Raw genomic sequence first — 25,228 nt, 5'->3', positions numbered from 1 at the left:
GGCGCCGGCCGCTTACGGGCTCCGACAAACGCTGCTTTGATCACGAGGCTGTTGGCCTCTCTGCTCGTATGTCTGGCTATGGGAAACCGTCAGTCGCGGCCGTGGATCGTGACGGACGAACTGTGGTCGCCGATCGAGCCGTTGCTGCCCGTGCCGGGGCCGAAGAAGGTCCAGGGCAGACACCGGCTCTGGACTAGAACCGCCGATGGGCGGTCGACTCCGATACCTCGAACGCGGCGAACAGCGTCTCATCAGGGCTGTCCTGCGTTCCACCGCCCTGCGGCCGCACCTTCGACGGCGGGATCAGCGGCTTCGCGATCTCACAGGGACCGTCCGGAACAATCCAACTTCACGTACCCCGCCCCGCCCCATGCCGATATCAACGACGCCTCACCACACATAGGACACGGCTGAAGAGCTCGTAACACGATCTTGTGGATGTGTGCTGGCCGACCGTGACCAGTACGACGATTCCGCCGTTGTGAGGCGTGGGGAAACCGGCCGTGGATCGTGGAAGACAACGTGTGAGCACTGATCGAGCCGCCGCCTTATGGCCGCAGAAGGCGCCCGGCCCGGGGCCTGTGGATGACCGGCTGTGCCTGCAGGGCGTCCTGTACGTGCTTTACAACACATCGGCTGGCAACTGTTGCCCCTGGAGTACGGGTTCGGATCCGAGCAGACCTGCTGGCGCCGCCTGGGTCGATGGCACAGGGTCGGCGTCATCGAGGAGCTGCATCACATCCTGCTCGCCGAGTTGCACGCGGCTGACGCCCTGGACTGGACTCGGGCCTGCGTGGAGGCCTCTCACATCCGCGCGACAAGGGGGGCGAGGCCACCGGGCCGTCACCGGTCGACCGTGGGAAGACGGGCAGTGAACAACACCTGATCTGCGACGGTAACGGGACCCCGTTGCAGGTCCTCACCACCGCAGCCAACGTCAACGACGTCACTCAGACCCTGGCCCTTGTCAACGGCATCCCGTCCGTCGCCGGAAAGCCGGGCCGTCCGCGCAGGCGCCCCGACGCCTTTCTGGGCGACAAGGGTCACGACAGCAACCACAACCGGTGCGAGTTGCGCAGGCGGCGCATTTCGCCGGTGATCTCCCGCAAGGGCGCCCCGAACATCTCGACCTGCACGACGCCCGCGTATCACTTGCCTGCGACCTCATCTGCTGGAGACGGCCCAAGAACGGGTAGCGTGTTCCTCTTCGGCTCAGAGGAGTGGGTGGAGCTGTTGCCAGAACACATGGTGCGAGCGAGCGAGCTCCTGACCGAGCACGAGGTCGAACTGCTTCGGCGTTCCCTCCTCGAATGGGGCGGGCCAGCTCGGTGCAGTGACCCCCTCGCCGTCGGCATGGGGTTCGCGGACGCTCAGGATCTGCTCGACCAGTGCTGCATGCTGAATCTTGCACTCGGTGAGGATGCTCCGCTCAAGGCAGTGGACTGGGCACGAACTCTCCTGACAGCAGAGATCGTCTTTGTCAGCGATCTCGCTGGCTCGGGCGTCGAATGGTCAACGACCACGGGGTTCACCGACGAGGCCACGATCAGGACGCTGCGGTCCATCCAGCGCAAGCTTGCCAGCACCGTGAGGCCCTATTACGGACGACGTCCGAGCCCTCCGCGTTGACATCCACCGATGGTGGATCGCCTAGGGTCCGTCTTCAGAGATCATCCGGGGTGGTAAATCATGATTTCGTGGTACGACGTCATGAGCTCACTGACCGGAGTGGGAGTTACTCGCTCCGCTGATACCCCGGGCCGCGACCGGGCGGCCTCGCGCGGAAGACCGGCAGGTCATCAACGGGAGGGTCTACAAGATCCGCACCGAGGGTCTCCTGATGTGACCTGCCGGAACGCTACGGCCGTGGAAGACCGCGTGCACCCGCTTCCGCCGCTACGCCCTCGACGGAGTGTTCACCCGAGCCTTGCAGCAGATCCAGGTCCACGCCGACGCGGCCGGCGACATCGACTGGCTGGTACAGATCGATTCCACCATCGTCCGCGCCCACCAGCACGCCGCCGCCACCGGCCGAAAGGGGGGCAGCGTCGACAGCTGCCCGGGCATGACAACTGCCGTCCGTGGCGCGCGTTTCACGGGTGGCTCACAGGAGCATCTCACCGAAAAATTAGGGTCCTGAGGGAGTGTGTCGCGCATGTACGCACACAGACCACGCACCCCTGAGACCGAGCGCACTCGCCGCTGGTTCATGAACCGGTCGCTGCTGCTCGGCGGTGCCGCCGCCGTGGCAACCATGACGGGCTGCTCCACCGGTTCCTCGGAGACGACGGGTACCGCGTCCAGCGGAGCGCCCAGCGGGATGCCCTCCGGCGGCCCGGGAGGCATGGGGCCGGGCGCCACCGAGGTGAAGTACGCCGACTTCGTCGGGGTCACCACGGACGGCGAGGTCGTCGACGACCTGTTCTCCATCCACTCCACCGACGTTTCCACCGACAAGGTGGTCCAGGCCGCGCAGGCGTTCCTGGACGGGCTGACGTCCAAGGAGCGCAAGGCGTCCGTCTTCGAGGTGGACGACGACGAATGGCTGGCCTGGAGCAACGTCGACGGCTACGAGCGTAAGGGCGCCCGTATGGGCGACCTGACCGAGAAGCAGCGCAACCTCGGCTACGCCCTGCTCGGCACGGCGCTCTCCGCCGACGGCCTCACCCAGACCCGCAACATCATGAAGCTCAACGCCTTCCTCGGCGACTACAGCGGCGGCGGCAAGGAGACGCTGACCGAGGGGCACTACTACTTCACCTTCATGGGCACTCCGTCCACGACCAAGCCCTGGGGCTTCCAGTACGAGGGCCACCATCTGGCCATCAACTACTTCGTCCTCGGCGACCAGGTCGTCATGACGCCGACCTTCATGGGCTCGGAACCGACCTCGGCCACCTACAACGGCGAGAAGATCACCCTCTTCGAGCCGGAGACCAAGGCCGGCCTGGCCATGCTGCGGTCCCTGACCTCGGCGCAGCAGAAGAAGGTGATCTCCGCCGATGAGAAGGGCGGCACCGACATGGTGGCCGGAGCCGGCCAGGACAACCTGGAACTGGCCTATCAGGGCCTTGCCGCCAGGGAGTTCACCTCCGCCCAGCGACAGAAGCTGCTCGACCTGGTCGGCGTCTACGTCGGTTACATGGACGACGGGCACGCCGCGGTGAAGATGAAGGAGGTGGAGGAGCACCTCGACGACACGTACTTCTACTGGATCGGCCAGACCAAGGACTCCTCCGCGTTCTACTACCGGGTACACAGCCCGGTCGTGCTCATCGAGTACGACGCCCAGTCCCCGCTGGCCTACGGCGAGAACGCCCAGACGGGCGGCGGCGGTGCCCCCAGCGGCCGGCCGTCCGGCATGCCGAGCGACCAGCCCACCGGTACGCCCAGCGGCGGTCCGGGAGGCGGCATGGGTGGCATGGGCGGTACCCCCACGCAACAGCACATCCACACCATCATCCGCACGCCCAACGGTAACGACTACGGCGTGGACCTCCTCAAGCTCCACCTGGAGACCGACCACTGACGTCCGACATGCACCACGCCTTGCTGCTGGCCCGAGTCGCCTCCCCGGCGCCGGGCCAGCAGTGCCGTGCCGCCCACCGCGCACCCGACGACGACCTTGCCGACCCCGTACGGCCCGGCCCAGTCACCCACGGAGTTAGTGGTCAAGGACAGCCACGACAGCAGGGCCACGCCCGTCCTCAGGCACACCAGGACGCGATGGGATGAGTTACTGGCCGTTCTCTATCCGGCTGCGTGATCGACGGGGCTCGAACAGGGGCATGGCTCCGTCAAGGTGCACCTCGCCGACCATGAGGTCACCGCCGGAGATGTCGTTGGGCACAGACGGCTGCGACTCGTCGATCGGGAGGCCATTCTGGACATAGGTGTCGGCAGTGGTCAGGCCCTGGCCGGAGGAGCGGACGACGGGTGACGTTCCGCGCCCTTCGAAGCGCTGGCCGGTGAACCGGTTGCCGGTTGGGGGTCCACTCCTGCTCGAACGGCAGCAACCAACGCTGGACCCACGCCTGACGGGACCTGCCGCAGACGGGAGAGCGCATCGTTGCCGGTCCGGGCCACGGTGCGGTCTCCCCCCTGCGTCGCCGCCGCGAGCCGCCACGGCCCCGGCTCACGCGCACGCCGGGCTCCGTGGCCGCGCTCGCGCGGGACCACGTCCTCCTGTCAGAAGCCGAGGTCGCTGAGGTCGGGGTGACTGTCGGGGCGGCGGCCCAGCGGCCAAAGGAATGCGCGGTCGGACGCGGCTATCGGCAATGTGTTGATGGAGGCGTGGCGGGTGCGCATCAGTCCGTGCTGGTCGAATTCCCAGTTCTCGTTTCCGTAGCAGCGGTACCAGTTGTTGGCGTCGTCGCGGTACTCGTAGGCGAAACGCACCGCGACGCGGTCGTCGCCGAAGGCCCACAGCTCCTTGATCAGCCGGTAGTCGAGTTCGGTGTTCCACTTGCGGGTCAGCAGCGCGACGATCGCCTCCCGGCCGTCGGCGAACTCCGCACGGTTGCGCCAGCGGGAGTCCACCGTGTAGCCCAGCGACACCCTCCGCGGATCGCGGGAGTTCCAGGCGTCCTCGGCCAGACGGACCTTCTCGATGGCGGTCTCGCGCGTGAACGGCGGTACCGGGGGGCGTATCGCTTCCGTCATGTCAGCTCCTTGTTCCGGGCTTCTCGTGAGCACGGCTCCACCCAGTTGAGAACGGTCGTTCTCCTTCGCTCTGTAGACTAGAGAACGGCGATTCTCACTGCAAGGAGAAAAGATGACGGACGACGAAGCAGCGCGAGCACGGGCACTCGATGCGGCCGAAGAACTCTTCTACGCCCGGGGTGTCCAGGCCGTGGGGATGGATGCGGTACGCAATGCCTCGGGTCTGTCACTCAAGCGCCTCTACCAGCTGTTCCCCTCCAAAGAAGCACTCGTGCTCCAGTTCCTGCGCCGCCGCGACGAAAGGTGGCGACAGGCCCTCGCCCGCCATGTGGACACGCGCACCTCCCCGGACGAACGGCTTCTCGCGGTGTTCGACTGGCTGCACGCATGGTTTCGCGAGCCGGGCTTCCGCGGGTGTGCCTTCATCAACTCCTTCGGCGAGCTGGGCGGCGTCTCCGCCGACGTGGCCGAACAGGCCCGCCACCACAAACAGGCCTTCCGCGACTACCTCGCCGACCTCGTCGCAGCGTCCGGGCTGCCCTCAGACCTGGCCGACCAGTTCCTCCTGCTGGCCGAGGGCGCCATCACCACAGCCGCGATCACCGGAACGGCCGTTCCCGCCGTACACGCCCGCACCGCCGCACTCGCCCTCCTGCGGGCCCAGGCGCGGAACCACCGGGCCGACCCCGCCGTCGGGCCGAGGTAGGTGTGACCGGTCACGTGGGTCGTGTGGCGCCAGGCGGGCAGGTCGAGCGGTGCGACGGGGCCGAAGGGGATGACCGGCCTCGGTTCGCCCAGGACCAGGGGCGACCCATCACGCGGGCAGTCCGCCGAGTTCGCTCGCGAGAAGCACGTGGTGGCCGCCCGCGGCCGGTGCGGTGGCCAGTGCTCGGACCGAGCCCACGGCGTACAACACGGCGGACCTGCCGTCGTGCTCCCAGACCTGTACGTGGTCGGAGTCGCCCGCGGTGACGAAGCGCCCGTCGGCGAGGCTCTACGGCGAGCGCGGGGTCGGAGCCCGGGAATCCGCCTGGGAGGAGTTCACCCCCTTCCTGCGGTTCGACACCCAGATCCGCCGCATCGTCTGCACCACCAACGCGATCGAGTCGGTCAACGCCCGCATCCGATCTTCCAGCGCATCGTCCAGCGGGCCTGTCCCTTGCCGGTGAGGTCGAAATCGCCATGTAGACGCATTTCACGCCCTCGACATCACCTTCGACGGCCGCCTGACGGCGGCCCGCCAGTAACCCAACCACCCTGGTTACACCGCTCGTTTGACACTCCCCTCACACGATGACGGGGCACTGAAACTCCGGGTCGGGCGGTGGTCGCAGCCACGGCACCGTCCGGCGCGGAGGAGACCGGCTCGTGCGTGCTGCGCAGGGGGGTCAGGGTGTGGATGTCGGTGAGCACGGGACAGCCGAACGGCAGCGGCCGGCGTCCGACCTGGTCGGGTGGCGCGGTACAGCCGCCATCGGGGCCCTGCTGGGTCAGCAGCTAGGGCAGCGCCCCGCTCCCGGAGAGCGGGGCGCCGCTCCTGGACGGGGACGGCCTGGGCGGTGGAGGGCACGTCGCTGGGATCGTCGGGGGGCTGTCCCCAGCCGCCGTCGAGGTGCTGTGTTCTCCACGAGGCGTGTCACCGACCGGGGGGTGGCGGCGTTCCGGGCGGAGAAAGCAGGGTCGGCTGCAGGGACCGCGTGCAGCGCGTCCACTGCGCGCAGGATGGCGGTGGACGCGCTGACCGCCCAGCTCCGCTGGATCGTCCAGTCGGGACGCTGGGCGTTCAGCACGAAGCCGAGTGTGGCGGTGAGGGGGCGTTCGTGCTGTGCGGCCTGGAGTGCCAGGCGAGGATCGCTCCGGCGGTCATGTCGTCCCGGGGGCCGGTGGTGAGGGCCCCCGGACGGGCAAGGAAGGCGTCAGCCCGTGTGTACCTTCAGGGCGGTTCGCACGGCCGACTCGAGGGCGCCCTCGATCCAGGCGGGTTTGATCGATGTGTGGTCCCCCGCGAAGTGCAGAGGCCCTTCCGACGTGGGGATGTCCGGGAACAGCTCCGTGTGCTGGCCGGGGAAGAGCACGGACGCCTCGCCGTAGGCGTAGTGGTCGCGCATCCACGACTGGGTCTGGCACTTGGTGGTGACGAAGACCTCGCAGCGTCGGCCGAAGACGGCCTGCACTCCGGCGAGGGCGCGCAGACAGCGCTCTTCGTCGGCGTAGGCGTCCCACTTGAGGGCGTCGTCGGACCAGCTGTAGGAGGCCAGCACGATGCCGCCGTCGCTGCCTTCCATGGGGTGGGCGTGCTCGAAGTACATGAAGCGGTTGGCGTTGTCGCTGACGGATCCGCCACCACGGACGTGCGCGGCCTCGACCTCGCCCTCCCCGGCGGGCCGGAAGGCGGCGAAGCAGTGCTTGTAGGCGTCGGGGACCGTCACGCCCAGGGCCTTCACGGACTTGTGCGCGCCGAGGTACCTGGCGTCCGTGACCTTGCCCGCCCGGTACTTCTCGTACAGGCCGTCCTCGATGGTGTCGAGGGCCTGCTTCCACTGCTCCTCGGTCAGCTCCCACCAGCGCCGGGAGAATTCCAGCAGCACCTTGGTCGCGGCGTCGTAGTGCAGCTCCGTGACGGCCCGGCGCTTGCCGTAGGACAGCGGGGGGTCGAAGGTGACGTGCCGCAGCCCGGAGAAGGGCACGGTGATGATCGCCTCGTCCCCCTCGAAGACCTCTGTGGTGCCTCCCTTGCCCGTCTGACAGTCCTCCGAGACGGTGTGCACCCGTACCTTGCCGCCGGTGCGTTCGATGCGAACGGCGCGACGGTCGAGCCGCACCTTCCCCTTCACCGGCGCGTACATCGCGTCGGCGAGCAGCGCGGTGCCGCCCTTGATCTCCCAGAACTTGGTCCTGGGGTCGATGAGCGCGCTGGACAGGAAGCTGTGGAGGAAGGAGAGGTGCAGCCGCGAGGTCAGGTTCTGAATGGTTCCGACCAGGTCGATGGTCCGCGTGTCCAGTCCGGCGGCTTCGGTGAGGTAGTGGTACATGGACCAGTGTCCGTACTTCTTGAGGACCTCGGTCCACCCGTCGACGAGTGCCTTTCCCTCCTTGCCGCGGATGAGCAGGTGCGCGGGTTCGAGGGCGTCGGCGAGGATGGCGGCTGCGGTCTTCGTGCGGTTGGCGCCGGTGACTTCGAAGGTGTCGTTGATCCGTTCCGGGTTCTTCTCGTAGTCGGCCCGGCGCTCGTGGATGCCGTTGACGTGGATCCAGGTGCGGTTGGTCTTCTTCGTCGGGTCGTCGGGGTCGACGTCGACCAGGTAGAACTCCTGGCGGGGGAGGTCGAACTTCTTGAGCAGGGCCATGAGGATCGGATGGCTCTCCGGCAGCCGCATGGCTCCGCCCTCGGCGTACTGCCTGGGGTCGGCGAAGGGCTGCCTGCCCTTCTCGTGACCGCCCTTGCGGAACGTTTTGATGCGGCCGCCGACCCGGTTGCCGTTGGCTTCGATCACGACGACGTCGTGGCCTGCCCGGTTGAGCAGGTCGGCGGCGAGCAGTCCGGCCGGGCCGGCCCCGACGATCAGGACCCGCTTGGTGGCCTTCCCCCGGCTGGCGGGCAGGCCGTCGTTGACCGCCTTCACGTAGGCCGGGACCAGGGGCTTGTCGTTCTCGTCGTGGACGACGACCGCACGGGCGACCGTCCGGTACGCCTCGGGGTCGGTGCCGGGTGGCGCCGCGGCCGGCGTGACCGCGGGCGCGGTCGCGGGGCTGAGCGCGGTCGCGGGGGTGGCGGAGGCGGCGGTGAGCCCGCCGGCGAGCACGGATACTCCGGTCGCCGTGACCACGGAGCGCCGCGAGGGCGCGGTCCGGCGGGGTGCCGGTGGCCGAGGCGGTGCGCCGTGAGCGCCCGACGCGCGCTGCTCCTCCCCGGCCGTTCGGGACTGCGTGCCGGTTGACGTACTGGTACCTGAGGTGTTCGCGTTCTGAGTGTTCATCACGTCCCACCCTTGATGCAGGAGCGACGCGGTGGCGGTGCCCTCACACGGACGGGAGGCGTAAACCACTCGATGCGGTTCACGGGACGTACCGGGGTTCACTCGGGCCGTCGTCGTCAACCCGCCTGCGCCTCACGGCGGGCAACGGCGCTTCGAAACCGAGCGGAGCTCATGCCGGTCAGTGGCCCGCCGGCTGTTTCGGGAAGTGACACTGACCGCGTGAGGGCAGGTTCACGACATGGGCGTGAATTCGGGCAGGGTGAGGGCCGAGTGGGCCGGGCGTCCCTCCTCGGCGGGCATGGCGCTGAGATTGCGCAGCCTGTCGTTGCGTTCCTTCAGGGACTGGGGCGTGGTCGGGAAGAGGGTGGCACCGCCGTTGCCGATCAGCGCCTGGTTCATGGTCACGAATTCGCGGGTGGAGTGTTCGTAGGCCGCGAAGCCAGTGGCGTGGTCCCGGTCGGCCAGAGAACCGGCGAGCATGTAGGCGCCGACGAGGGCGAGGCTGGTGCCCTGTCCGGTGAGGAACGAGGGAGCCCACGCGGCGTCGCCCACCAGCGCGACCCTGCCGCTGGACCAGCGGGGCATGCGGATCTGGCTGACCGCGTCGAAGAACACGTCGTCCGCGTCGCGCAGGGCGGCCAGCATCCCCGGCACCTCCCATCCGGCATCCTCGAAGACCGTGGCGACCAGGTCGCGTTGGGCCCGCAGGTCAGGGATCGCTCCGAACGGCGGTTCCGGCTGGGCGAAGTTCAGGAAGGCGTGCACTTCGTCGTCGCCCACGGCGTAGAGGGCCGCGGCCCTGCCCGGCGCGTTCCACATCACGGTCTCGTGGGAGAGGCCGAAGGTGTTGCGCATGGTGAACACGGCGAAGCAGTAGCCGAGGTAGTGGTGGAACTGCTCCTCGGGACCGAACAGCATGTCCCGGGTACGTGAGTGCATGCCGTCCGCGCCGAAGACCATGTCGAAGGTGCGCCTGCTGCCCCCGCGGAAGGTGACGTCGACTCCATGGCCCGACTGGTCGAAGGTGTCGATGGAGTCGTTGAACAGGAACTCCACGTCGTCACGGACCGCCGTGCAGAGGGCATCGGTGAGATCGCCGCGCCGCACCTCCAGGTCCCGTCCCGCGACACCGCCGGTGACGGTGTGCGGGTGGAGCAGGGCCACTTCGCGACCGTCCCCTTCGAGGAAGGTCAGCCGGCGCAAGTCGATGTGGGATTCCCGCAGTCGGGGCAGGATCCCCATCCTTCGGACGACTTCCAGTGCGGTGCCGCGCACGTCGACGGGGTAACCACCGCTGCGCGGCGCACCCGCCTTCTCCACCACTGTCACCGCGTATCCGTAGCGGTTCAGCCAGTACGCGAGGGCGGGACCGGCGATGCCGGCCCCGGAGATCAGGACCTTGCGCCTCGGCGTGGTACGGGTAACCGTCAGCTGGTCGGTCAGGGTCATTCCTTGACTCCTTTGCTCATGGTACGGACGACAAGCAGGGACAACACCGCGACGACTCCGGCGATGAGGAAGCCGCTGGTGAAGGTTGATTCGGCCGGGATGCCCGATCCCGAGGACGTCCCCGCAGTGAGGAGCGCGCCTCCGAGCATCCCGCCCACGGCGGAGCCCAGCACGCGGGTCACCAGGACCAGGCTGGTGGCGATGCCGGTGTCGCCTTCGTCGACGGAAGAGGCGATGCTGGTCACCATGGCCGTGACACACAGGCCGTTGGCCAGCGCGATCAGCGCCTTGCCGACGGCGATCTGCCAGACCTCGGAGTGTGCGACCGACAGGGCGAGCAGGGCGGCAGCCATGAGGACGGCCGCGGCGGTGACCACGGCACGCGAGCCGAAGCGCCGCTCCCCGATACCGCCCATCGGCCCGGCCAGCGTCGCGGCCACGGCGCCGGGCAGGAGGACGAAGCCGATCTCGGTGGCGCCGAACCCGAAACCGTATCCGTCGCCGGACACGTCGAGCAGCTGTGGAACGAGATAGACCCCCATCGCGGTGCCGAGGCATATCACGAACGTCACCACACACGACTTCCAGATCACGGGCCGTGCCAGCATGCGCAGATCGACCATCGGCACGGCCGCGCGGCGCTCCACGGCCGTCCATCCGGCCACGAAGGCGGCCAGCAGCACGATGAGGGCGACGAACACGAGTGGCTGGGAGCCCGCCTCGGGCGCCAGCGCGAACACGAGCATGAGGGTGACCAGGATCCCGCTCAGGAGAAGCAGGCCGGGCCAGTCGATGCCGGCGTTGTCCGACCGTCCCGGGGGATCGGACGGCAGCAGCCGGTTCACCAGCAGGGTGAACCCGATGACCGCGAAGGTCGGCACCGCGAACATCCAGTGCCGGGAGAACGCCTCCGCCACCGGCCCGGCCGACAGCAGTCCCACCATCGAGCCGCCCACGAACATCCCGCTGACCAGCCCGATGGCCGCCTTGGACTCTCCCGCGGTGAGGTGTTTGCGCACCACGATGAACGACAGAGGCAGTGCGCCCACCATGGCCCCCTGCAGGACCTGACCGAGCAGCAGCACCGGCAGGTTGGGCGCCAGGGCGGACACCAGGCCGCCGGCCGAGACCACCGCCATCAGCCGGATCATGACGCGCTTTCCGCCGTAGCGGTCCCCGAGCTTGCCCGCGAACGGTGTGACGAGGGTGCCGGTGATGGCGAGCACGACGTTGAGGAGCGCCCCTTCGGCCGGACTCATGTCCAGTTCGCGTTGCAGGAGCGGGAGCGTCGGCGCCACGACCGACTCCAGGGCGCCGGTGGAGATCGCCAGCATGCCGAGAGCCGCGACGGCGGCCTTCCCCATGCGGACCGAAGGAGCGAGGGCTGTGGTCATGAGCATCCTTTCCGTTGTTGCCGGGCGAGTAGGGGGACGGCCGCACGCGTGGCGCTGCCGGCCTCGCCGACGGGCGATCGCGCCGGAGGGGAGCCGTGCGTCGAGGGCGTGGCCGGTGCTGGTCGTGGCCGGGGGCTGCGTGGACGGCGGAGTGGATGGACGCGTGGACGCGCACGGCCGGCGCGACGAGCGCTGCCGCGAGTACCGCAGGACCTTCGTGCACCCGGCACGGCGCGTCGCCGGTGATCGCTCCGGCGACGATGAGCGCGACGGCCGCGATTGGCCGCGGTGCCCTCTGGGCGCGGACGGCTCAGCCGGGGTCGGCATGTGCCGGCTGTCGCCCCTGTGCGCGCCCTACGACCGGCGGCGCAGCGCCACCCGGGCCGGAAGCGTCACCGCGAGGAGGGCCAGGCCCACACCGGTGGCCGCGAAGGAGGCGTACAGCAGTGGCGGAGCATAGGGCGCCTCGCCGGTCACACCGCGCATCATCGGGATCAGCGTTGCCGCGGCGATCGCGGAGCCGATGACCACGCCCGCCGCGGAGACCAGCAGGCTCTCCCAGGTGAGCATCGTCAACACCTGGCGTCGGGTGGAGCCCACCAGGCGCAGGGTGCCCAGTTCGCCACGGCGGTCCAGGACCGTCATCACCAGTGTGTTGACGGCGGCTGTGGCGGCGAATCCGCCGAGGACCGCTGCCATGGTGTTGTTCATCCAGACGCCCAGCTTCGCGTCGAGGCTCTTCTCGGTGGCATAGCGGGAGGCGTCGGTGACCTTGCCCAGGGCGGTGAGTGACTTCTCCGAGCCACCGCGTACCAGCAGCGTGCTGTCGAAGCCCGAGGTGACATGGCCGGCGAGGGACGCCCGGTCCATGGTCACCGTGGCCAGGCCGAGTCCGCGGCCGTATACCGCGACGACCTCGGGACGGGCCTTGGTGCCGTCGGGCAGGTAGAGCGGAAGCCTGTCTCCGACGCCGACGTCCGCCGAATCGGCCAGCGTCTTGTCGATGGCGATACGGCCCTGGCCGAGCCGTTCGAGACTGCCCTCGCGTACGTCCAGGTCCTGCACCTTCGCGAGTTCGGCTCCGGAACCGCTCACACCCTGGGTCGCCGCGCCTAGGAGCGACTTGAACTCGCCGGAGCCGGTCGGCACCAGCACCTGGGTGAACAGCAGGCCGACGGCCGCGTCCACGCCCGGCGCCCGGGCGGCCTTCGCCGCCGCGTCCACGGGAAGCCCTGCCGGGTCCGTCACCACGTGGTCCGCGGTGATGCCCGCGCGCAGCTGCTTGTCGGCGGCCCGGCTCTCGCTCGTGTGCATGAACACGAGGGTCGAGCCGAAGGCCATGGCGAGCACGATCGGGGTGATCGCGGAAGCCAGGCGGCGCGCGTTGGTACGGGAGTTGGCGGCCGCGAGCTGGGCCGCCGGGCCCGCCCCGCGCAGCGGGAGGCCGAAGAGGGCCGCGCACAGCCGCGCCACCAGCGGGCCGAGCAGCGCGACGGCGAGCATGAAGAGCATGACGACGCCGAGAGCGGCGCCGGCCGCGTCGTCTCCCGCGGAACTGGCCGAGACACCGGACAGGACGCCACCTCCGACGAGGGCGCCGATGCCCAGCATCGTACGGATCGAACCGGGCCGCAGCCGCTCCACCGATGCCTCGGCGAGCGCCTGTCCCGGCTTGATCCCGGCGGGCCGCCGACCGGCCGCCCAACCGGCACCGAGCGCGGTGAGCAGTCCGATGACGACGGCAGCGAGCAGAGGCAGCGCGGACACGTGCAGGTCCACGGCCTGTGGGACGGCACCGCGGTCCTTCAGCTCCCCGAACCACCAGTGCGCGAGCCCGATGCCGGGCAGGCAGCCGAGGATCCCGGCGAGTGGCGCGATGAGCAGTGCCTCGGAGGCGACCGCCCGGCGGACCTGCCGCGGGGTGGCGCCGACGGCACGCAGCAACGCGAACTCGCGGGCCCGCTGGGACACGGACAGGGCCACGGTCCCGGCCGCGGTGAAGACCGCCACGATGGCGGCGATGCCGCCGAAGGAGCCGCCGATGCCGAACAGTGTGACCTTGGCGTAGCCCAGGCCGGGGTCCTCGACGGCGCCGCGGTCGTCGCCGGCGTGCACCTTGGCACCGGAACCGGCGAGAGCCTTCTTCACCGAGTCGGCGAGTGCGTCGGCATCGGTGCCGTCCTCCGCCAGCACGGCGATGGCGTCGGCCTTGCCGGGATGCCCGGCCAGCACGGGCGCGTGGGAGTCGGCGAACCAGACCAGGGCTCCGGCGTCGCGGGCGGTGTCCGCGGCTCCGGCCTTGGCGACACCGGCGACGCGGAAGTCCTGCTGGCCGGAGGCGGTCTGCAGCACGACCGTGTCACCGACAGCGGCCTTCGCGGCGCGGGCCGTACCCGCGTCGAGCACGACCTCGCCCGCGCCGGGCGCGGAGCCGGCCGTCAGCGCGGTACCGGTGAAGGCGTGCGCGCCCCATCCGTGAGCGGTGAGCACACCGGTCTCGACGGGCAGTTCGCGTGTACCGGGAACTGGACCTTCGTGCGCCACGCGCACCGGGAAGGTGAAGTCCGCGACGGCGGTGGCCGCGCCCGGCGCCTTGGCGACCTCGGCCACCAGCCCGGCGTCCAGCCGCGCGGTGTCCGGCAGCGGGGTGGCCTCCTTCTCCCGGTCCTCGCCACTGCCCGTGACGACGTACTCGTACTGGTCCGCCGCAGCGACGACCGGCGCCTGTGCATACCGCTGTGCCGGCACCGACGCGCGCAGGCTGGTCTCCAGCAGGATTCCGCAGGCCGAAACGATCAGCGCGGACATCACAAGCGCCAGGAATGTCCCCGCGAAGGACGCGGGCTTGAAGCGGACGGCCTCACGGGCGAGTCCATTGGGACGCTTCATGCCACCGCACCTGCCATCGCGCCCGTACGGGAGGTGAGCTGGGCCATCCGCGCCGCGATCTGTTCAGCCGAACCCCGTTCGACGTGGTCGGCGAAGGCGCCGTCGGCGAGGAACAGCACACGGTCCGCCCAGGCTGCCGCGGCCGGGTCGTGGGTGACCATGACGACGGTGGCGGCCAGGGTGTCCACCGCGTTCCGCAGCAGGCCGAGGACCTCGGCCGCGGTGCCGGTGTCGAGGGCGCCGGTGGGCTCGTCGGCGAAGATCACGTCCGGGCTGGTGGCCAGGGCACGGGCGACGGCCACGCGCTGCTGCTGGCCGCCGGAGAGCTCTCCGGGGCGGCGGCGCGCCTTGTCGCCGAGCCCGACCTGCGCGAGCACCTCGGTCGCCCGCCGGCGGTCCTGGCGCTCCCCGGCCAGCCGCATCGGCAGCAGTACGTTCTGCTCCACGGTGAGTGAGGGCAGCAGGTTGAACGCCTGGAAGACGAAGCCCAGGCGGCTGCGGCGCAGCTCGGTGAGCTCGTCCTCGCTCATACCGGTGATCTCCGTACCGCCCAGGAACACCGACCCGGAGGTGGGCCTGTCGAGCCCGGCGGCACACTGCATGAAGGTGGACTTGCCGGACCCGGACGGGCCCATGACCGCGGTGAACGTACCCCGAGGAAGGCCTAGGTCGACACCCGCGAGGGCGTGCACCGTACCCGTGCCACGGCCGTACTGCCGCTGCACATTGCGCAGTTCGACGGCGAGACCGGGGGTGGCGGCAGGGGCCGTCGGCCGCTCGTCCACCGTCTGCCGCTTGCCCTTGCGTAGCCTCATGTTCCGCCCTTTCGCGATCTTTTCGTTCCGACGGGCTACACAGTGCGGGGACGGCTGCGCGCCGGGCGTCATACCCGGGAGCCAAGCTGGAGGTGCTACCCCGGTAGGGGGTGGCGGGCAGGTCGCCCTTGACGCCACTCGAGGCATGCGGTCCTGCTCGTCTGACTCCCTGGGGTGACCAGGCTTGATCCGAGGCGAAGACGACTGCCTGAGCACCGTCGCGGAGGTCGAGTTCGGTCGCTCAGGACGCGGCTCACGTGTGTCTTCAGCGTCTGTTCGGCCGGGATCGGCGTCTGCGCGGTCTCCGTCTCGGACATCGGCGGTGACTTCCGCCGAGCGGTGTCATGTGCGACTGGACCGAGGTTCCGGAGAGGATCACACTGCGCTCGCGGGTGCTCGTCCGTCTGTTTCCAGAAGCTCCCGGGCGGCGCGGACCCTTGGCTCACCCTGTTGTGGGCCACCGGCCGCGCCGCATTCCCGGGGCATCCTCGCCTCACCACCTGGCGCTCGGACAGCACACCGCGGCCATAGGAGCGGATCGGCTTCATAGCCGCGGTCAGACCGGTGATCGTGCCCGACCGCGGCCAGAGCGCACCGAGAGGGGGCGGCATCGGCAGGACGAACCGGATGATCACGCCCTCGGCCGACCCCGAGACGGACCGACCACCAGAAGCTGTGCTCGGAGTGGTCGACTCCGCATACCGAGGATCGCTTCGTGGTCCGTGCCTCGCCGTCGACGGACACCCAAGCAGTACGCCCTACTTCGGTGCCTGGAAGCCGCCGATCTCCTGCTCGAGCAATTCGGCCAGCCGCAGCGGGGTGCGGTCCTCGAGCATCGGACCGATGAGCTGCACTCCCACCGGCAGACCCTCAGGCGACCGGCCCGTTGGTACAGCGGTGGCGGGCAGACCGGGCAGGGTGGCCAGACCCGCCCAGACGAGCTGGTCGAAGTACGGACAGTCGACGCCGTCGATGTCGATCCGACGTTTCATCAGGTCGGGGTTCTGGTCGTGCGGGAAGGCGGGAGTGGGCGTGATGGGACACACCACGGCGTCGAACTCGGCGAAGAACCGCCGCCAGCCATGGCGGTGGAGCTCGCGCAAGCTGTTCGCCTCGATCCAGTCGCGGTGGCTGAACACCATGCCGCGCAGCCGCGCCGCATCGAGGCTCTCGTCGTCTGCGCTCAATTCGGCGGCACGGGCCTGCAGCTGCTCGTACGATTCGATGGGAAAGCGTGCGACGGAGCCCGAGAACAGGAACTTCGTGTAGAGCACCGCGGCTTCGGTCAGGTCGGGCAGCAGCGGACTGTCCCGCTCGACGCGGGCACCGCCGGCGACGAGCGCGTCGGCCACCCGGCCCACGCCAGCCCGGACAGCGGATCCGGTCGGAATGAGCGGATGCTCGTCGAGGATCAGGACCCGGAAGTCACAGAGCCGTTCGTGGCGCGCGGGTGGCAGGCTCAGGTGGTACGCCATGCCCAGCGTCAGCGGGTCCGGTCCGGCCATGACGTCGAGCAGGAGGGTGAGGTCGCGAGCGCTGCGCGCCATCGGACCGACGACGGCAAGGTCGTGCTCGACCGGCAGGGCCGGCCCCGGCGGCGGGACCATGCCGCGGCTCGCCGCCAGCCCGAGCGTCGGCTTGTGCGCGTAAATGCCGCAGAAGTGCGCGGGGGTGCGCAACGAACCGGCTAGGTCGGAGCCGATGGACAGCGCGCCGAACCCGGACGCCAGGGCCGCCGCCGAGCCGCCGGAGGATCCGCCCGACGTACGACGGTGATTCCACGGGTTGTTGGTGGTGCCGTAGATCTCGTTGAAGGTCTGCACGTCCTGCAACCCCACGGGCACGTTGGTCTTGCCGAGCACCACCGCGCCGGCGGCCTTGAGCCACGACACCTGCACCGCGTCCTCGGTCGGCACGAAGGTCCGGTGCTGCGGCGGCATACCCCAGGTCGTGGGCAGCCCAGCGATGTCGTACGACTCCTTGACCGTCACCGGAATGCCCAGCAGCGGCCGGTCCTCACCTCGGGCGCGCGCCCGGTCGGCACCGTGCGCGGCGGCCCGTGCACGGTCGAAGTCCGGCACACAGATCGCGTTGATCGCATCGTCGTCCCGTTCGATACGGGCGATCGCCTCGTCGGTCAGTTCCGCCGAAGTCACTTCACCAGCTCGCAGGGCAGCGGTGAGTTGTTCGGCCGTCGGGAAATTCCAGTCCATGATCCGACCGTATGGGCCTGTGGGAGAGGGCACGAAATGTCGCTTCGCACAACGGATTCGGTGCTCTCGTACTGCAAGGGTGCTTGCCTTTTGAGGGCCGGCGTTGACCAGTGGCAGCGGCACCGTTCGCCGGGCGGGAGGAGCGGCGCCTGGCCTGCGGCCTCGGCGTACCGCTGGGGACGCTCCACACAGTGAACGGTCAGTCGCAGCAGGCGCAGCCCGGACGGCAGCTACCGCACGTTTCTGCCCCGGTGTCGCCGGTGGCCGTCGCCACCGCCGGAGCGCAGCAGCCCTTGCCCTGCCAGGCATCGCGGCCTTCCTTGACGGCGATGGCGGCGATGGCGAGGGCGGCGACGGGGTCGGCCCATGACCAGCCCAGGGCGGCGTTGAGGCCCAGGCCGACCAGTAGCACGGCGGACAGGTACGTGCACAGGAGGGTCTGCTTGGAGTCGGCGACCGCGGAGGCCGAGCCGAGTTCACGACCGGCCTTGCGCTGCGCGGTGGACAGAAGCGGCATGACCGCCAGCGACAGGGCGGCGATGGCGACGCCGAGCAGGGAGCGTTCTGCCTCGGCTGTGCCGGTGAGCGCCCGGACGGCGTCAAAGGTGACGTAGGCAGCGAGGGCGAGGAACGAAACGGAGATGATCCGCAGGGTGGTCTTCTCCCGGGTCTCGCGCTCGGTCTGCTCGCGGGCGGAGAACTGCCATGCGACCGCGGCCGCGGAGGAGATTTCGATGACCGAGTCGAGACCGAAGCCGATCAGGGCAGTCGAGGAGGCGATCGTCCCGGCGGTGATCGCGACGATGGCCTCGATGAGGTTGTAGGAGATGGTGGCGGCGACCAGCAAGCGTATGCGCCTGGCGAGAGCCTCGCGCCGGGCCGGTGACGGCGCGAGGGATATCGGTGTCCCGGCAGCCATCAGCAGCACGCCCTCTCATCTGCGTCCGGGCAGGTGCGGTCGGTCTCGACGGCCACCACAACGGTGCGCAGGTCGTCCAGGGCGTGGCCGAGGCGTTCGTCGGCGAGTTCGTAGCGGGTGCGGCGCCCGTCGGGCACGGTGACGACCAAGCCGCAGTCACGCAGGCACGCCAGGTGGTTCGACAGTCGCGTACGGGAGATGTCGAGCGCATCGGCGAGGTCGGCCGGGTAGGCGGGAGCCTCGCGCAGGGCGAGCAGGATCCGGCAGCGGATCGGGTCGGCGAGGGCTCGGCCGAATCGGGTCAGCATTTCGATGTCGGGGGCAGCGATCAGCACGGACACGATAGTACATGGCTGACTGAATTCAGGAAGTCGTGGATTCCCGGAATGGGTGCTACCGGAGGCCGGCCCTCGACGCTCGGCCGCCGGCGCGACGGTCCGGCGGCGGGCGTGAGCGCCGCACCCGCGCCCTTCAGTAGCTGTCGTAGCTCGGCTTGCCGTTCGGCCGGTACACGCCTACGACGGTGCCGCCCTTCGTCGTCGAGACGTTGACCGGCTCCAGCGCAGTGGGGATCGTTCCGCCGGCGAACAGCCGCTTGCCGGTACCGATGATCACCGGATGGATGGTCAGCCGGAACTCGTCCACGAGGCCGTGCCGCATGAGGGTCTGGGCGAGGTCGCCGCTGCCGACGACGTTGATGTCGCCGCCGTCGGCCGCCTTCAGTTCGCGTACGGCGTCGGCGACGTCGCCCTCCAGCAGCGTGGAGTTCCGCCACTCGACGGACGTGAGGGTCCGGGACGCCACGTACTTGTGCATGCTGTTCATCCGACGGGTGAACGGGTTGCCGGGATCGGCGGTCGGCCAGTACGACGCGAAGATGTCGTACGTCTTGCGTCCGAGCAGCATCGCGTCGGCGTTCTCGTACCAGCCGGCGATGGCCGTGCCGACCTCGTCGTCGTCCACCGGCTTCTGCCAGCCGCCGTGCTCGAAGCCGCTCTCCGCGTCCTCGTCCGGACCGCCCGGTGCCTGCATGACGCCGTCCAGCGTCAGGAACGTGCAAACGATGATCTTGCGCATGGTGCGCTCCCTTCCTCGACGGGTAGACCGCGCAACCGCTGGAAACTCATCGCAGGAACTTCCGGGGGCGCGCAGCGCTGGGCACTGGTTGATGCGGGCTGCGGCACGCGGCGGAGGGGGCGGGGCCACGGTCTCCCCCGAATCTTCTTCGCGGTCCTGCAAGAGGGCCGCCGGCCTCCGGGCCCGGCATGACTGTTGCCCCCTGTCGATCGGATGACCTCGGGGGGTGGCGTCACCGGGCTCGAGGGGTGCCGTCAAGACGCTGATCAGAGGACCGACCGCCGTCCGGTCCGGCGCAAGGCCGGACCACCCGCGGGCGGCAGGTCTGCACAACGTGGCTGCGCGAGAACGGCTCCCGACCTCGGGGCCCGCACGCGTCGACACATGAGGGGGCGGGGTGACCAGCATCGACGGGGTGGGCGCCCGGTCACTGATGGCGTGGGCGAGAAAGGGTGACTCCCGTGAAGGACGACGTCGAACCTCGGCTGGAAGCTGGCCGCCGATATCGAGGGCTGGGCACCACCGGGCCTGCTGGACAGCTACGAGGCCGAGCACCGCCCGGTGGCGCAAGTCACGGAGAACGCGGAGATCCAGACCCTGCTCATGGCACTCGCCCTCGTCCCCCGGTACCGACGCCCCGCCACCGCCCCGCGCGCCCTGATGGACGAGCTCCTGGGCCAGGACGAGGTCAATCGCACGCTCGCCGCCCGGGTCTCCGCGCTGGGCACCGCCTACCGGCCCACGGGCCCTGGACGCCGATCCGCTGGTGGGACACTGGATGCCGGACATCACGCTGACGGCCGCGGACTCGCCCGTCACCCGGGTCTACGACCTTCTGCACACGGCCCGGTTCGTCCACTACGACCTGGCACCCGCGCCCGGCACGGCAACGAACACCGACCGCGAACACAGGACGCGTGTGACCACCGCACTGGTCACCGCGCACGACGATCACCCCGACCTGCGCGACGCGGCTGAGGTCCTCGTACGGCCCGACGGCCACGTCGCCTGGGTCACCCGGACCACCGACCCGTAGACGCGCCGCGCCGAGCACTCGGCGGCCCTCACTGCTTCGGCCGGATGAACGGCGCAAGGGCACCAGCAAGCTGCCGTCCCATCAGTCCGGCCGACTGTATCCCCACCCGCCCGGCGGCACGCCGTCGGAACACCCCGCGGGAGCACGGGCACGAGGCCGTCTGCTTCGACGTCCGCGACAGTCCCGGCGACGAGGGCCGCCATGCCTAGGCGAGCGTCCGACGGCTCGTGCGCGCCGGGTCGATGCTCGTCCACGGAGAGCAAGGCTGCGCGCGCCCGCGAAACGGGGCGAGTACCGGATGGGCGACGTACGCCGCATCACCGTCGGCTGCGCACGACTGCGGAACGGGACGGGGCGGCGGCCGCACGTCGGGGTCGCCGAGGGCATGCGGCGGTTCGCGCCGGCGGAGCTGGGCCGCCAGGCCTCTGGGCCTCACCGCTCCGCCGACGGCAGAAGGACCTCGAAGCGGCAGCCGCCCGGTATGTTGCGGACCGTGGCGCGGCCGCGGTGGGCCTCGACGATGCCGCGCACGATGGCCAGGCCCAGGCCCGCGCCGGCCGGGGGCGTACGGGCGTGGGTGCCGCGCCAGCCGGTGTCGAAGACGCGCGGCAGGTCCTCCTCCGGGATGCCGCCGCAGCCGTCGGTCACCGAGACCACCACGCCCTCGGACGAGCGCTCGGCGGCGACCGCGACCGTGCCGTCGGCGGGGGTGCGGCGGATCGCGTTGACGAGGAGGTTGCCGAGGACCCGGCTCATCTCCTTGCCGTCCACCTCTACCGGTACGGCGGCCACGGCGTCGCCGACCAGCCGCACACCGTGCTCGCGGGCGAGCGGGTCCGCACCCGCGAGGGCGTCGCCCACCAGGTCGTAGAGGGAGATCCGGGACGGGGCGAGGAGGAGGGCGCCGGCCTGGATGCGGGAGAGTTCGAAGAGGTCACCGACCATGTCGTTGAGGCGTTCCACCTCGGTGCGGATCTGCCGCAGATAGCGGTCGGGGTCCGCGGCGACGCCGTCCTCCAGGGCCTCGGACATGGCGCGCAGACCGGCCAGCGGGGTACGCAGGTCGTGCGAGATCCAGGCGACGAGTTCGCGCCGGGAGGTCTCCAGGGCTCGCTCCCGTTCACGGGACTCGGTGAGCCGGGCGCTCGTGGCCGCCAGTTCCCGGCTGAGCGCGTCGAGTTCGGCGGTCGCCGGTGTGGCGGGGGCCGCATAGTCGCCGCTGTCGCCGAACGAGCGCGCCGCCACGGCGAGTTCACGGCTCCGGGCGACCACCCAGCGGCCCAGCAGCAGCGCGGTGGCCAGGGAGACGACGGCGGCCATCGCCACGACGGTAGTCACGACGGACAGGTCGTGCGGGGACAGGAACATCGCCCAGGCGACCACGAGGGTGCCCGCGAGCATCGCGAGTACGGCTACGGCCGCCACCACGGCGAGCGACGCCGTCAGCGAACGCCGCCGGATCAGCCGCAGCACGCCCGCGCCGACCAGACCGGTGGCGGCGGCGCCGGTGAAGGCGTAGACGGCGATGAGAAGGATGTCGTGCACGTCAGTTCGCCTCCCGCCCGGCAGGGTCGAAGCGGTAGCCCACGCCCCACACCGTCTGTATCAGCCGGGGCCGGGCCGGGTCCTCCTCGACCTTGCCGCGCAACCGCCGTACGTGGACGGTGACGGTGGACAGGTCGCCGAAGTCCCAGCCCCACACCTCGCGCATCAACTCCTCCCTGGCGAAGGCCCGCCCCGGGTGCCGGAGGAAGAAGGCGAGCAGGTCGAACTCGCGCAGGGTCAGGGCCAGTTCGGCGCCGTCCTTGGTGGCCCTGCGGGCAGTGGGGTCGACGGTCAGGCCGGCCGCGGACGGCGGGCGCGGCGCCGCGGCCGGCCGGGTACGGCGCAGGACCGACTCGACCCTCAGCACCAGCTCACGCGGACTGAACGGCTTGGTCACGTAGTCGTCGGCACCGACCTCCAGGCCCAGGATCCGGTCGTCCTCCTCACCACGAGCAGTCAACATGATGACCGGCACGGGTCCCGCGCCGCGTATCCGCCGACACACCTCGAGACCGTCCATGCCGGGCAGCATGAGGTCCAGGACCACCAGGTCCGGCCAGTGCGCGGCGGCTCGGCCGAGCGCGGCGGGGCCGTCGTCGGCCCGGTCGACGACGTGACCCGCGCGTACCAGGTATCCGGCGACGACCTCCGCGACCGTGGGGTCGTCGTCGACGACCAGGATCCGGGCAGGACCGGTCGAGGGCGGCACATCCGGGGACCGACCGGGGTACACATCCGCGGAGGCGGACTCGTGGGGCTGCTGCATGAGCCCAGCCTCGCACCGCACGCATGCGGGTGTCGTCGCCGAGGGCTGCCCGCGCCGTGACGTCCTCGTTTCGTAAGGAGCAGAAGTCCTGCTTGCGAGATTTGCGCTCGTAGGGTCGGGCCGCAGCACCTCCAGGTCGACCGCGTCGTCCCGCGCGCACCACCGCTCCCGGCCAGTGTCCCCAATCGGTGTCGTTGGGAGCGTAAGACTTTCGTCATCTGCCGGATGGCCCGTGCCGGCCGGTTCTCGCATTGAATGGTCCCGAGTCAACGACTTTCGGTCGGGAGGGGCGCAATGGGACGTCTTCGTGGGGTGCTGGTCAGACCATGGGTGATCGGGGCGCTGACCGTGGCTGTCGCCGTGGGCGGTTTCGGATCCTACTGGTTTCAGCCGTGGAAGCTGTGGCAAGAAAAGACCGTCGACGAGGCACTGCCCGGGACCGCTTCTCCACTGCGGCCGTCCGCTGGGGAGCCGTCCGCTGCCACGCCTTCCACGCCGGCCTCGGCCGGACCGGTGACCCTGGCGAGCGGCGGGCTGATCAGCCACGAGCACGCGACCTCGGGAACGGTGAAACTGGTGCGGCTCACCGACGGCTCCCACATCGTGCGTGTCGAGAACCTCGATACGAGCAACGGTCCGGACCTGCGGGTGTGGTTGACCGACGCGCCGGTGAAGCGAGGGACGGCCGGCTGGCACGTGTTCGACGACGGCAACTACGTCAGTCTCGGGAAGCTCAAGGGGAACAAGGGCAACCAGAACTACACGGTACCGGCCGGCGTCGACCCGTCCCGCTACACCAGTGTGAGTGTCTGGTGCGACCGTTTCGACGTCTCCTTCGGTGCCGCCGAGCTCACCCGGGTCTGAGGGCGGGCCTGCGAACTCGTCCCCCTGGGCTGACCGCGACAAGAGCTGTCGGAACTGGGTTCTGGCTCGCTTTCCGTGAACCGGTCACACGCTGTTCAGTGACGTCGGCTGCTGAGATGATCACTGCTCACCCCTAGCTGAGGAGTCGGGGCCCCAGATGAGTAGCTGGTCGCCAGAGGTAGATGAGGTGTTGGAGGCGTCGGGCTGGACGCCTAGACGGAAGGTAGACACGGCCCGCTGGCGATCCATGTTCGAAGGAGTCGGCCTCGCCATGCACGACGCTGCGGAAGCCTTCCTGCAAGAGTTCGGCGGTTTGACTGTGAACGTCAGCGGACCAGGGATCAGCTGTGCACGCACGCCGTTCGAGCTGGACCCCGAGCTGGCCTGGGGCGAGGATGATCGATTCACGGAGTGGGGCGAAGCGATCGGGCGCCATCTCTACCCGCTCGGTGAGCTGGACCACGGCCGGTTCTTCCTGGGTATCGACGAAGAGGGCGTGATCTATCTCGTCGAAACCTGGATTGGCAGTTTCGGACCGGTGCCTCACGCCATGGAGAACTTGGTTCTCGGCGTGGCTCCTCGCCGAATCGATGAGCGGTACGAGCCAGCGGGACATCCGTCCTGACGCGTCGGTCACCTGTAGAGCAGTACTCGCTTTCGGAGGAGCAGGAATCCGGCTCGGCCGAACATCTGCCGTTTGAGCATCTTGATCCGGTTGACATGCCCCCGGCGGCGAGCAGCGCGTGGACGGCCGCGTGGTTGGCCCGAGTCCGGTTGGCGAACCGGTGGCCGGTGGGCCACGGCGAGCCAGAGCTGTCCGTGGGGGCATCGGGCTCAACCGGGCGGGGTGGCTCGGGCGCCGTGCCCCGTAGGCAAGCTCGGTGATCGGCGACGCACCGTTCAGCGGCCTCCCAGAGGTTGTGCCAAAGGTGCCACCGATCAGCAACTTGGACCGCCTGAGGCGCCCCAGCTGTGGCACCTTCTGCGAAGAACGGAGCTCGATCCCGGCACACGACCTCGATTCCGGGGCGCTTCGCCAGCCACTTGGCCAGGGTCGACGCCTCCCGATCGGGCAACAGATCAACCGGCCGTCGGGTCTCGACATCGACCAGAACAGTCCCGTAGACGCGGCCTTTGCGCATGGCGTACTCATCAACGCCGACCACCCGTGGGGCCGGCGTCTCCGGGTCAGGCAACGCGTCGAGCAACCGCAACACCGCGCTGCGGCTGACGGACACCCCGAAGACCCGTGCCATCCGGGCACCGGCCCGGCCAGCGAGGGCGAGCCCGATCGCAACAAGCGTCGAACGCAACCGCTCCGTCCACCTGCTGTGCCGCCGGGTCAGCCCTGACATCTGCTCGACGAACGTCCGCCGTCCGCATGAATCGTCCGGACAGAAGAACCTGCGGACCCGAAGGCAGAGGACCACCCGCCGTCCCGCACTGGGCACGTCGGCGGGAATCCGCAGGTAGGAGCTGTGTACTCGACTCGATCGGCTCCCGCAGTCAGGACACGCTGCCCCAGCCGCCGTACTTCGGGCCCCGATGCTTATCGCCTCGTCGTTCACGTCCACCGACAGCACCGCCACGTCCGCGATGGACGGGAACAACAGCTCCTCCAG

Annotated in this window: 19 protein-coding genes and 3 pseudogenes; 8 read left to right on the top strand and 14 right to left on the bottom strand. The window is 69.8% G+C overall.

Annotation, left to right across the window (positions count from 1 at the left end; translation table 11 throughout):
* Positions 1–196: 196 nt before the first annotated feature.
* Positions 197–343, bottom strand: a pseudogene (locus IE142_RS32050) (IS5/IS1182 family transposase); the annotation flags it as partial.
* A gap of 434 nt (positions 344–777) precedes the next feature.
* On the opposite strand from IE142_RS32050, the gene IE142_RS37125 reads away from it, so the two are divergent.
* From IE142_RS37125 to IE142_RS32030, 3 genes are all read left to right on the top strand, one after another.
* A complete protein-coding gene (locus IE142_RS37125; protein ID WP_306432632.1) occupies positions 778–1,629 on the top strand; it encodes a transposase in 852 nt (283 codons plus the stop codon).
* 298 nt (positions 1,630–1,927) lie between these two features.
* Positions 1,928–2,140, top strand: a complete 213-nt coding sequence (locus IE142_RS32035; RefSeq protein WP_191888973.1) for a hypothetical protein — start codon at positions 1,928–1,930, stop codon at positions 2,138–2,140.
* A gap of 15 nt (positions 2,141–2,155) precedes the next feature.
* Entirely contained in the window at positions 2,156–3,529 is a 1,374-nt protein-coding gene (locus IE142_RS32030; protein ID WP_191888972.1) for a DUF3500 domain-containing protein, read from the top strand.
* A 659-nt stretch (positions 3,530–4,188) separates the two neighbouring features.
* Here the strand turns inward: IE142_RS32030 and IE142_RS32025 are convergent.
* A complete protein-coding gene (locus IE142_RS32025) occupies positions 4,189–4,662 on the bottom strand; it encodes a nuclear transport factor 2 family protein (protein WP_191888971.1) in 474 nt (157 codons plus the stop codon).
* A gap of 112 nt (positions 4,663–4,774) precedes the next feature.
* On the opposite strand from IE142_RS32025, the gene IE142_RS32020 reads away from it, so the two are divergent.
* Together IE142_RS32020 and IE142_RS37120 are read left to right on the top strand one after the other, a co-directional pair.
* On the top strand, positions 4,775–5,368 hold the full coding sequence (locus IE142_RS32020) for a TetR/AcrR family transcriptional regulator (protein ID WP_191888970.1): 594 nt from the start codon (positions 4,775–4,777) through the stop codon (positions 5,366–5,368).
* A gap of 316 nt (positions 5,369–5,684) precedes the next feature.
* Positions 5,685–5,789 (top strand): annotated as a pseudogene (locus tag IE142_RS37120) (transposase); the annotation flags it as partial.
* A 789-nt stretch (positions 5,790–6,578) separates the two neighbouring features.
* Here IE142_RS37120 and IE142_RS32010 read toward each other — a convergent pair.
* From IE142_RS32010 to IE142_RS31970, 9 genes are all read right to left on the bottom strand, one after another.
* Positions 6,579–8,639, bottom strand: a complete 2,061-nt coding sequence (locus IE142_RS32010) for a flavin monoamine oxidase family protein (RefSeq protein WP_191888969.1) — start codon at positions 8,637–8,639, stop codon at positions 6,579–6,581.
* Between the two features lie 231 nt (positions 8,640–8,870).
* A complete protein-coding gene (locus tag IE142_RS32005) occupies positions 8,871–10,088 on the bottom strand; it encodes an FAD-dependent monooxygenase (RefSeq protein ID WP_191888968.1) in 1,218 nt (405 codons plus the stop codon).
* Positions 10,085–11,482 (bottom strand): MFS transporter, encoded by a 1,398-nt coding sequence (locus tag IE142_RS32000; RefSeq protein ID WP_191888967.1) that lies wholly within the window; start codon positions 11,480–11,482, stop codon positions 10,085–10,087. The genes IE142_RS32005 and IE142_RS32000 overlap by 4 nt, the downstream gene beginning before the upstream one ends.
* A gap of 354 nt (positions 11,483–11,836) precedes the next feature.
* Positions 11,837–14,371 carry an ABC transporter permease gene (locus IE142_RS31995; RefSeq protein ID WP_191888966.1) on the bottom strand — a complete coding sequence of 845 codons (2,535 nt, stop codon included), beginning with the start codon at positions 14,369–14,371 and terminating at the stop codon, positions 11,837–11,839.
* A complete protein-coding gene (locus tag IE142_RS31990) occupies positions 14,368–15,186 on the bottom strand; it encodes an ABC transporter ATP-binding protein (protein ID WP_191888965.1) in 819 nt (272 codons plus the stop codon). Before IE142_RS31990 ends, IE142_RS31995 begins: the two co-directional genes overlap by 4 nt.
* Before the next feature lie 758 nt (positions 15,187–15,944).
* Positions 15,945–17,399 carry an amidase gene (locus IE142_RS31985; RefSeq protein WP_191888964.1) on the bottom strand — a complete coding sequence of 485 codons (1,455 nt, stop codon included), beginning with the start codon at positions 17,397–17,399 and terminating at the stop codon, positions 15,945–15,947.
* 199 nt (positions 17,400–17,598) lie between these two features.
* A complete protein-coding gene (locus tag IE142_RS31980; protein ID WP_191888984.1) occupies positions 17,599–18,318 on the bottom strand; it encodes a cation efflux transmembrane domain-containing protein in 720 nt (239 codons plus the stop codon).
* Entirely contained in the window at positions 18,318–18,653 is a 336-nt protein-coding gene (locus IE142_RS31975) for an ArsR/SmtB family transcription factor (protein WP_191888963.1), read from the bottom strand. Before IE142_RS31975 ends, IE142_RS31980 begins: the two co-directional genes overlap by 1 nt.
* Positions 18,654–18,789: 136 nt before the next feature.
* On the bottom strand, positions 18,790–19,395 hold the full coding sequence (locus IE142_RS31970) for a dihydrofolate reductase family protein (RefSeq protein ID WP_191888962.1): 606 nt from the start codon (positions 19,393–19,395) through the stop codon (positions 18,790–18,792).
* Positions 19,396–20,173: 778 nt separating this feature from the next.
* Here IE142_RS31970 and IE142_RS38820 point away from each other — a divergent pair.
* Positions 20,174–20,431, top strand: a complete 258-nt coding sequence (locus IE142_RS38820) for an aromatic-ring hydroxylase C-terminal domain-containing protein (protein WP_229831069.1) — start codon at positions 20,174–20,176, stop codon at positions 20,429–20,431.
* A gap of 432 nt (positions 20,432–20,863) precedes the next feature.
* Here IE142_RS38820 and IE142_RS31960 read toward each other — a convergent pair whose 3' ends face one another.
* Together IE142_RS31960 and IE142_RS31955 are read right to left on the bottom strand one after the other, a co-directional pair.
* On the bottom strand, positions 20,864–21,976 hold the full coding sequence (locus tag IE142_RS31960) for a sensor histidine kinase (protein ID WP_191888961.1): 1,113 nt from the start codon (positions 21,974–21,976) through the stop codon (positions 20,864–20,866).
* A gap of 1 nt (position 21,977) precedes the next feature.
* Positions 21,978–22,742: a response regulator transcription factor gene (locus IE142_RS31955; protein WP_191888960.1), complete on the bottom strand. Its 765-nt coding sequence runs from the start codon at positions 22,740–22,742 to the stop codon at positions 21,978–21,980.
* Positions 22,743–23,036: 294 nt separating this feature from the next.
* Here IE142_RS31955 and IE142_RS31950 point away from each other — a divergent pair, with 294 nt between their 5' ends.
* Both IE142_RS31950 and IE142_RS31945 read left to right on the top strand, forming a co-directional pair.
* Positions 23,037–23,606, top strand: a complete 570-nt coding sequence (locus tag IE142_RS31950) for a DM13 domain-containing protein (protein ID WP_191888959.1) — start codon at positions 23,037–23,039, stop codon at positions 23,604–23,606.
* 157 nt (positions 23,607–23,763) lie between these two features.
* Positions 23,764–24,117 (top strand): annotated as a pseudogene (locus IE142_RS31945) (SUKH-3 domain-containing protein); the annotation flags it as partial.
* Here the strand turns inward: IE142_RS31945 and IE142_RS38815 are convergent.
* On the bottom strand, positions 24,011–25,174 hold the full coding sequence (locus IE142_RS38815; protein WP_229831079.1) for an ISL3 family transposase: 1,164 nt from the start codon (positions 25,172–25,174) through the stop codon (positions 24,011–24,013). The pseudogene IE142_RS31945 and the gene IE142_RS38815 overlap by 107 nt on opposite strands.
* Positions 25,175–25,228: the final 54 nt, after the last annotated feature.

The sequence above is a fragment of the Streptomyces mutabilis genome (genome assembly GCF_014649815.1).
In the GTDB taxonomy this organism is placed as follows: domain Bacteria; phylum Actinomycetota; class Actinomycetes; order Streptomycetales; family Streptomycetaceae; genus Streptomyces; species Streptomyces mutabilis.
This window is presented reverse-complemented; position numbering and strand designations above follow the sequence as displayed.

What these genes read in the sequence shown, in the direction of transcription:
- IE142_RS31970 (WP_191888962.1), bottom strand. Translation starts at nt 19,395, where the DNA reads ATGCGCAAGATCATCGTTTGCACGTTCCTGACGCTGGACGGCGTCATG.
- IE142_RS32020 (WP_191888970.1), top strand. Translation starts at nt 4,775, where the DNA reads ATGACGGACGACGAAGCAGCGCGAGCACGGGCACTCGATGCGGCCGAA.
- IE142_RS32025 (WP_191888971.1), bottom strand. Translation starts at nt 4,662, where the DNA reads ATGACGGAAGCGATACGCCCCCCGGTACCGCCGTTCACGCGCGAGACC.
- IE142_RS31995 (WP_191888966.1), bottom strand. Translation starts at nt 14,371, where the DNA reads ATGAAGCGTCCCAATGGACTCGCCCGTGAGGCCGTCCGCTTCAAGCCC.
- IE142_RS31955 (WP_191888960.1), bottom strand. Translation starts at nt 22,742, where the DNA reads ATGCAGCAGCCCCACGAGTCCGCCTCCGCGGATGTGTACCCCGGTCGG.
- IE142_RS31990 (WP_191888965.1), bottom strand. Translation starts at nt 15,186, where the DNA reads ATGAGGCTACGCAAGGGCAAGCGGCAGACGGTGGACGAGCGGCCGACG.
- IE142_RS32000 (WP_191888967.1), bottom strand. Translation starts at nt 11,482, where the DNA reads ATGACCACAGCCCTCGCTCCTTCGGTCCGCATGGGGAAGGCCGCCGTC.
- IE142_RS38820 (WP_229831069.1), top strand. Translation starts at nt 20,174, where the DNA reads ATGCCGGACATCACGCTGACGGCCGCGGACTCGCCCGTCACCCGGGTC.
- IE142_RS32005 (WP_191888968.1), bottom strand. Translation starts at nt 10,088, where the DNA reads ATGACCCTGACCGACCAGCTGACGGTTACCCGTACCACGCCGAGGCGC.
- IE142_RS32010 (WP_191888969.1), bottom strand. Translation starts at nt 8,639, where the DNA reads ATGAACACTCAGAACGCGAACACCTCAGGTACCAGTACGTCAACCGGC.
- IE142_RS31950 (WP_191888959.1), top strand. Translation starts at nt 23,037, where the DNA reads ATGGGACGTCTTCGTGGGGTGCTGGTCAGACCATGGGTGATCGGGGCG.
- IE142_RS31980 (WP_191888984.1), bottom strand. Translation starts at nt 18,318, where the DNA reads ATGGCTGCCGGGACACCGATATCCCTCGCGCCGTCACCGGCCCGGCGC.
- IE142_RS31985 (WP_191888964.1), bottom strand. Translation starts at nt 17,399, where the DNA reads ATGGACTGGAATTTCCCGACGGCCGAACAACTCACCGCTGCCCTGCGA.
- IE142_RS32030 (WP_191888972.1), top strand. Translation starts at nt 2,156, where the DNA reads ATGTACGCACACAGACCACGCACCCCTGAGACCGAGCGCACTCGCCGC.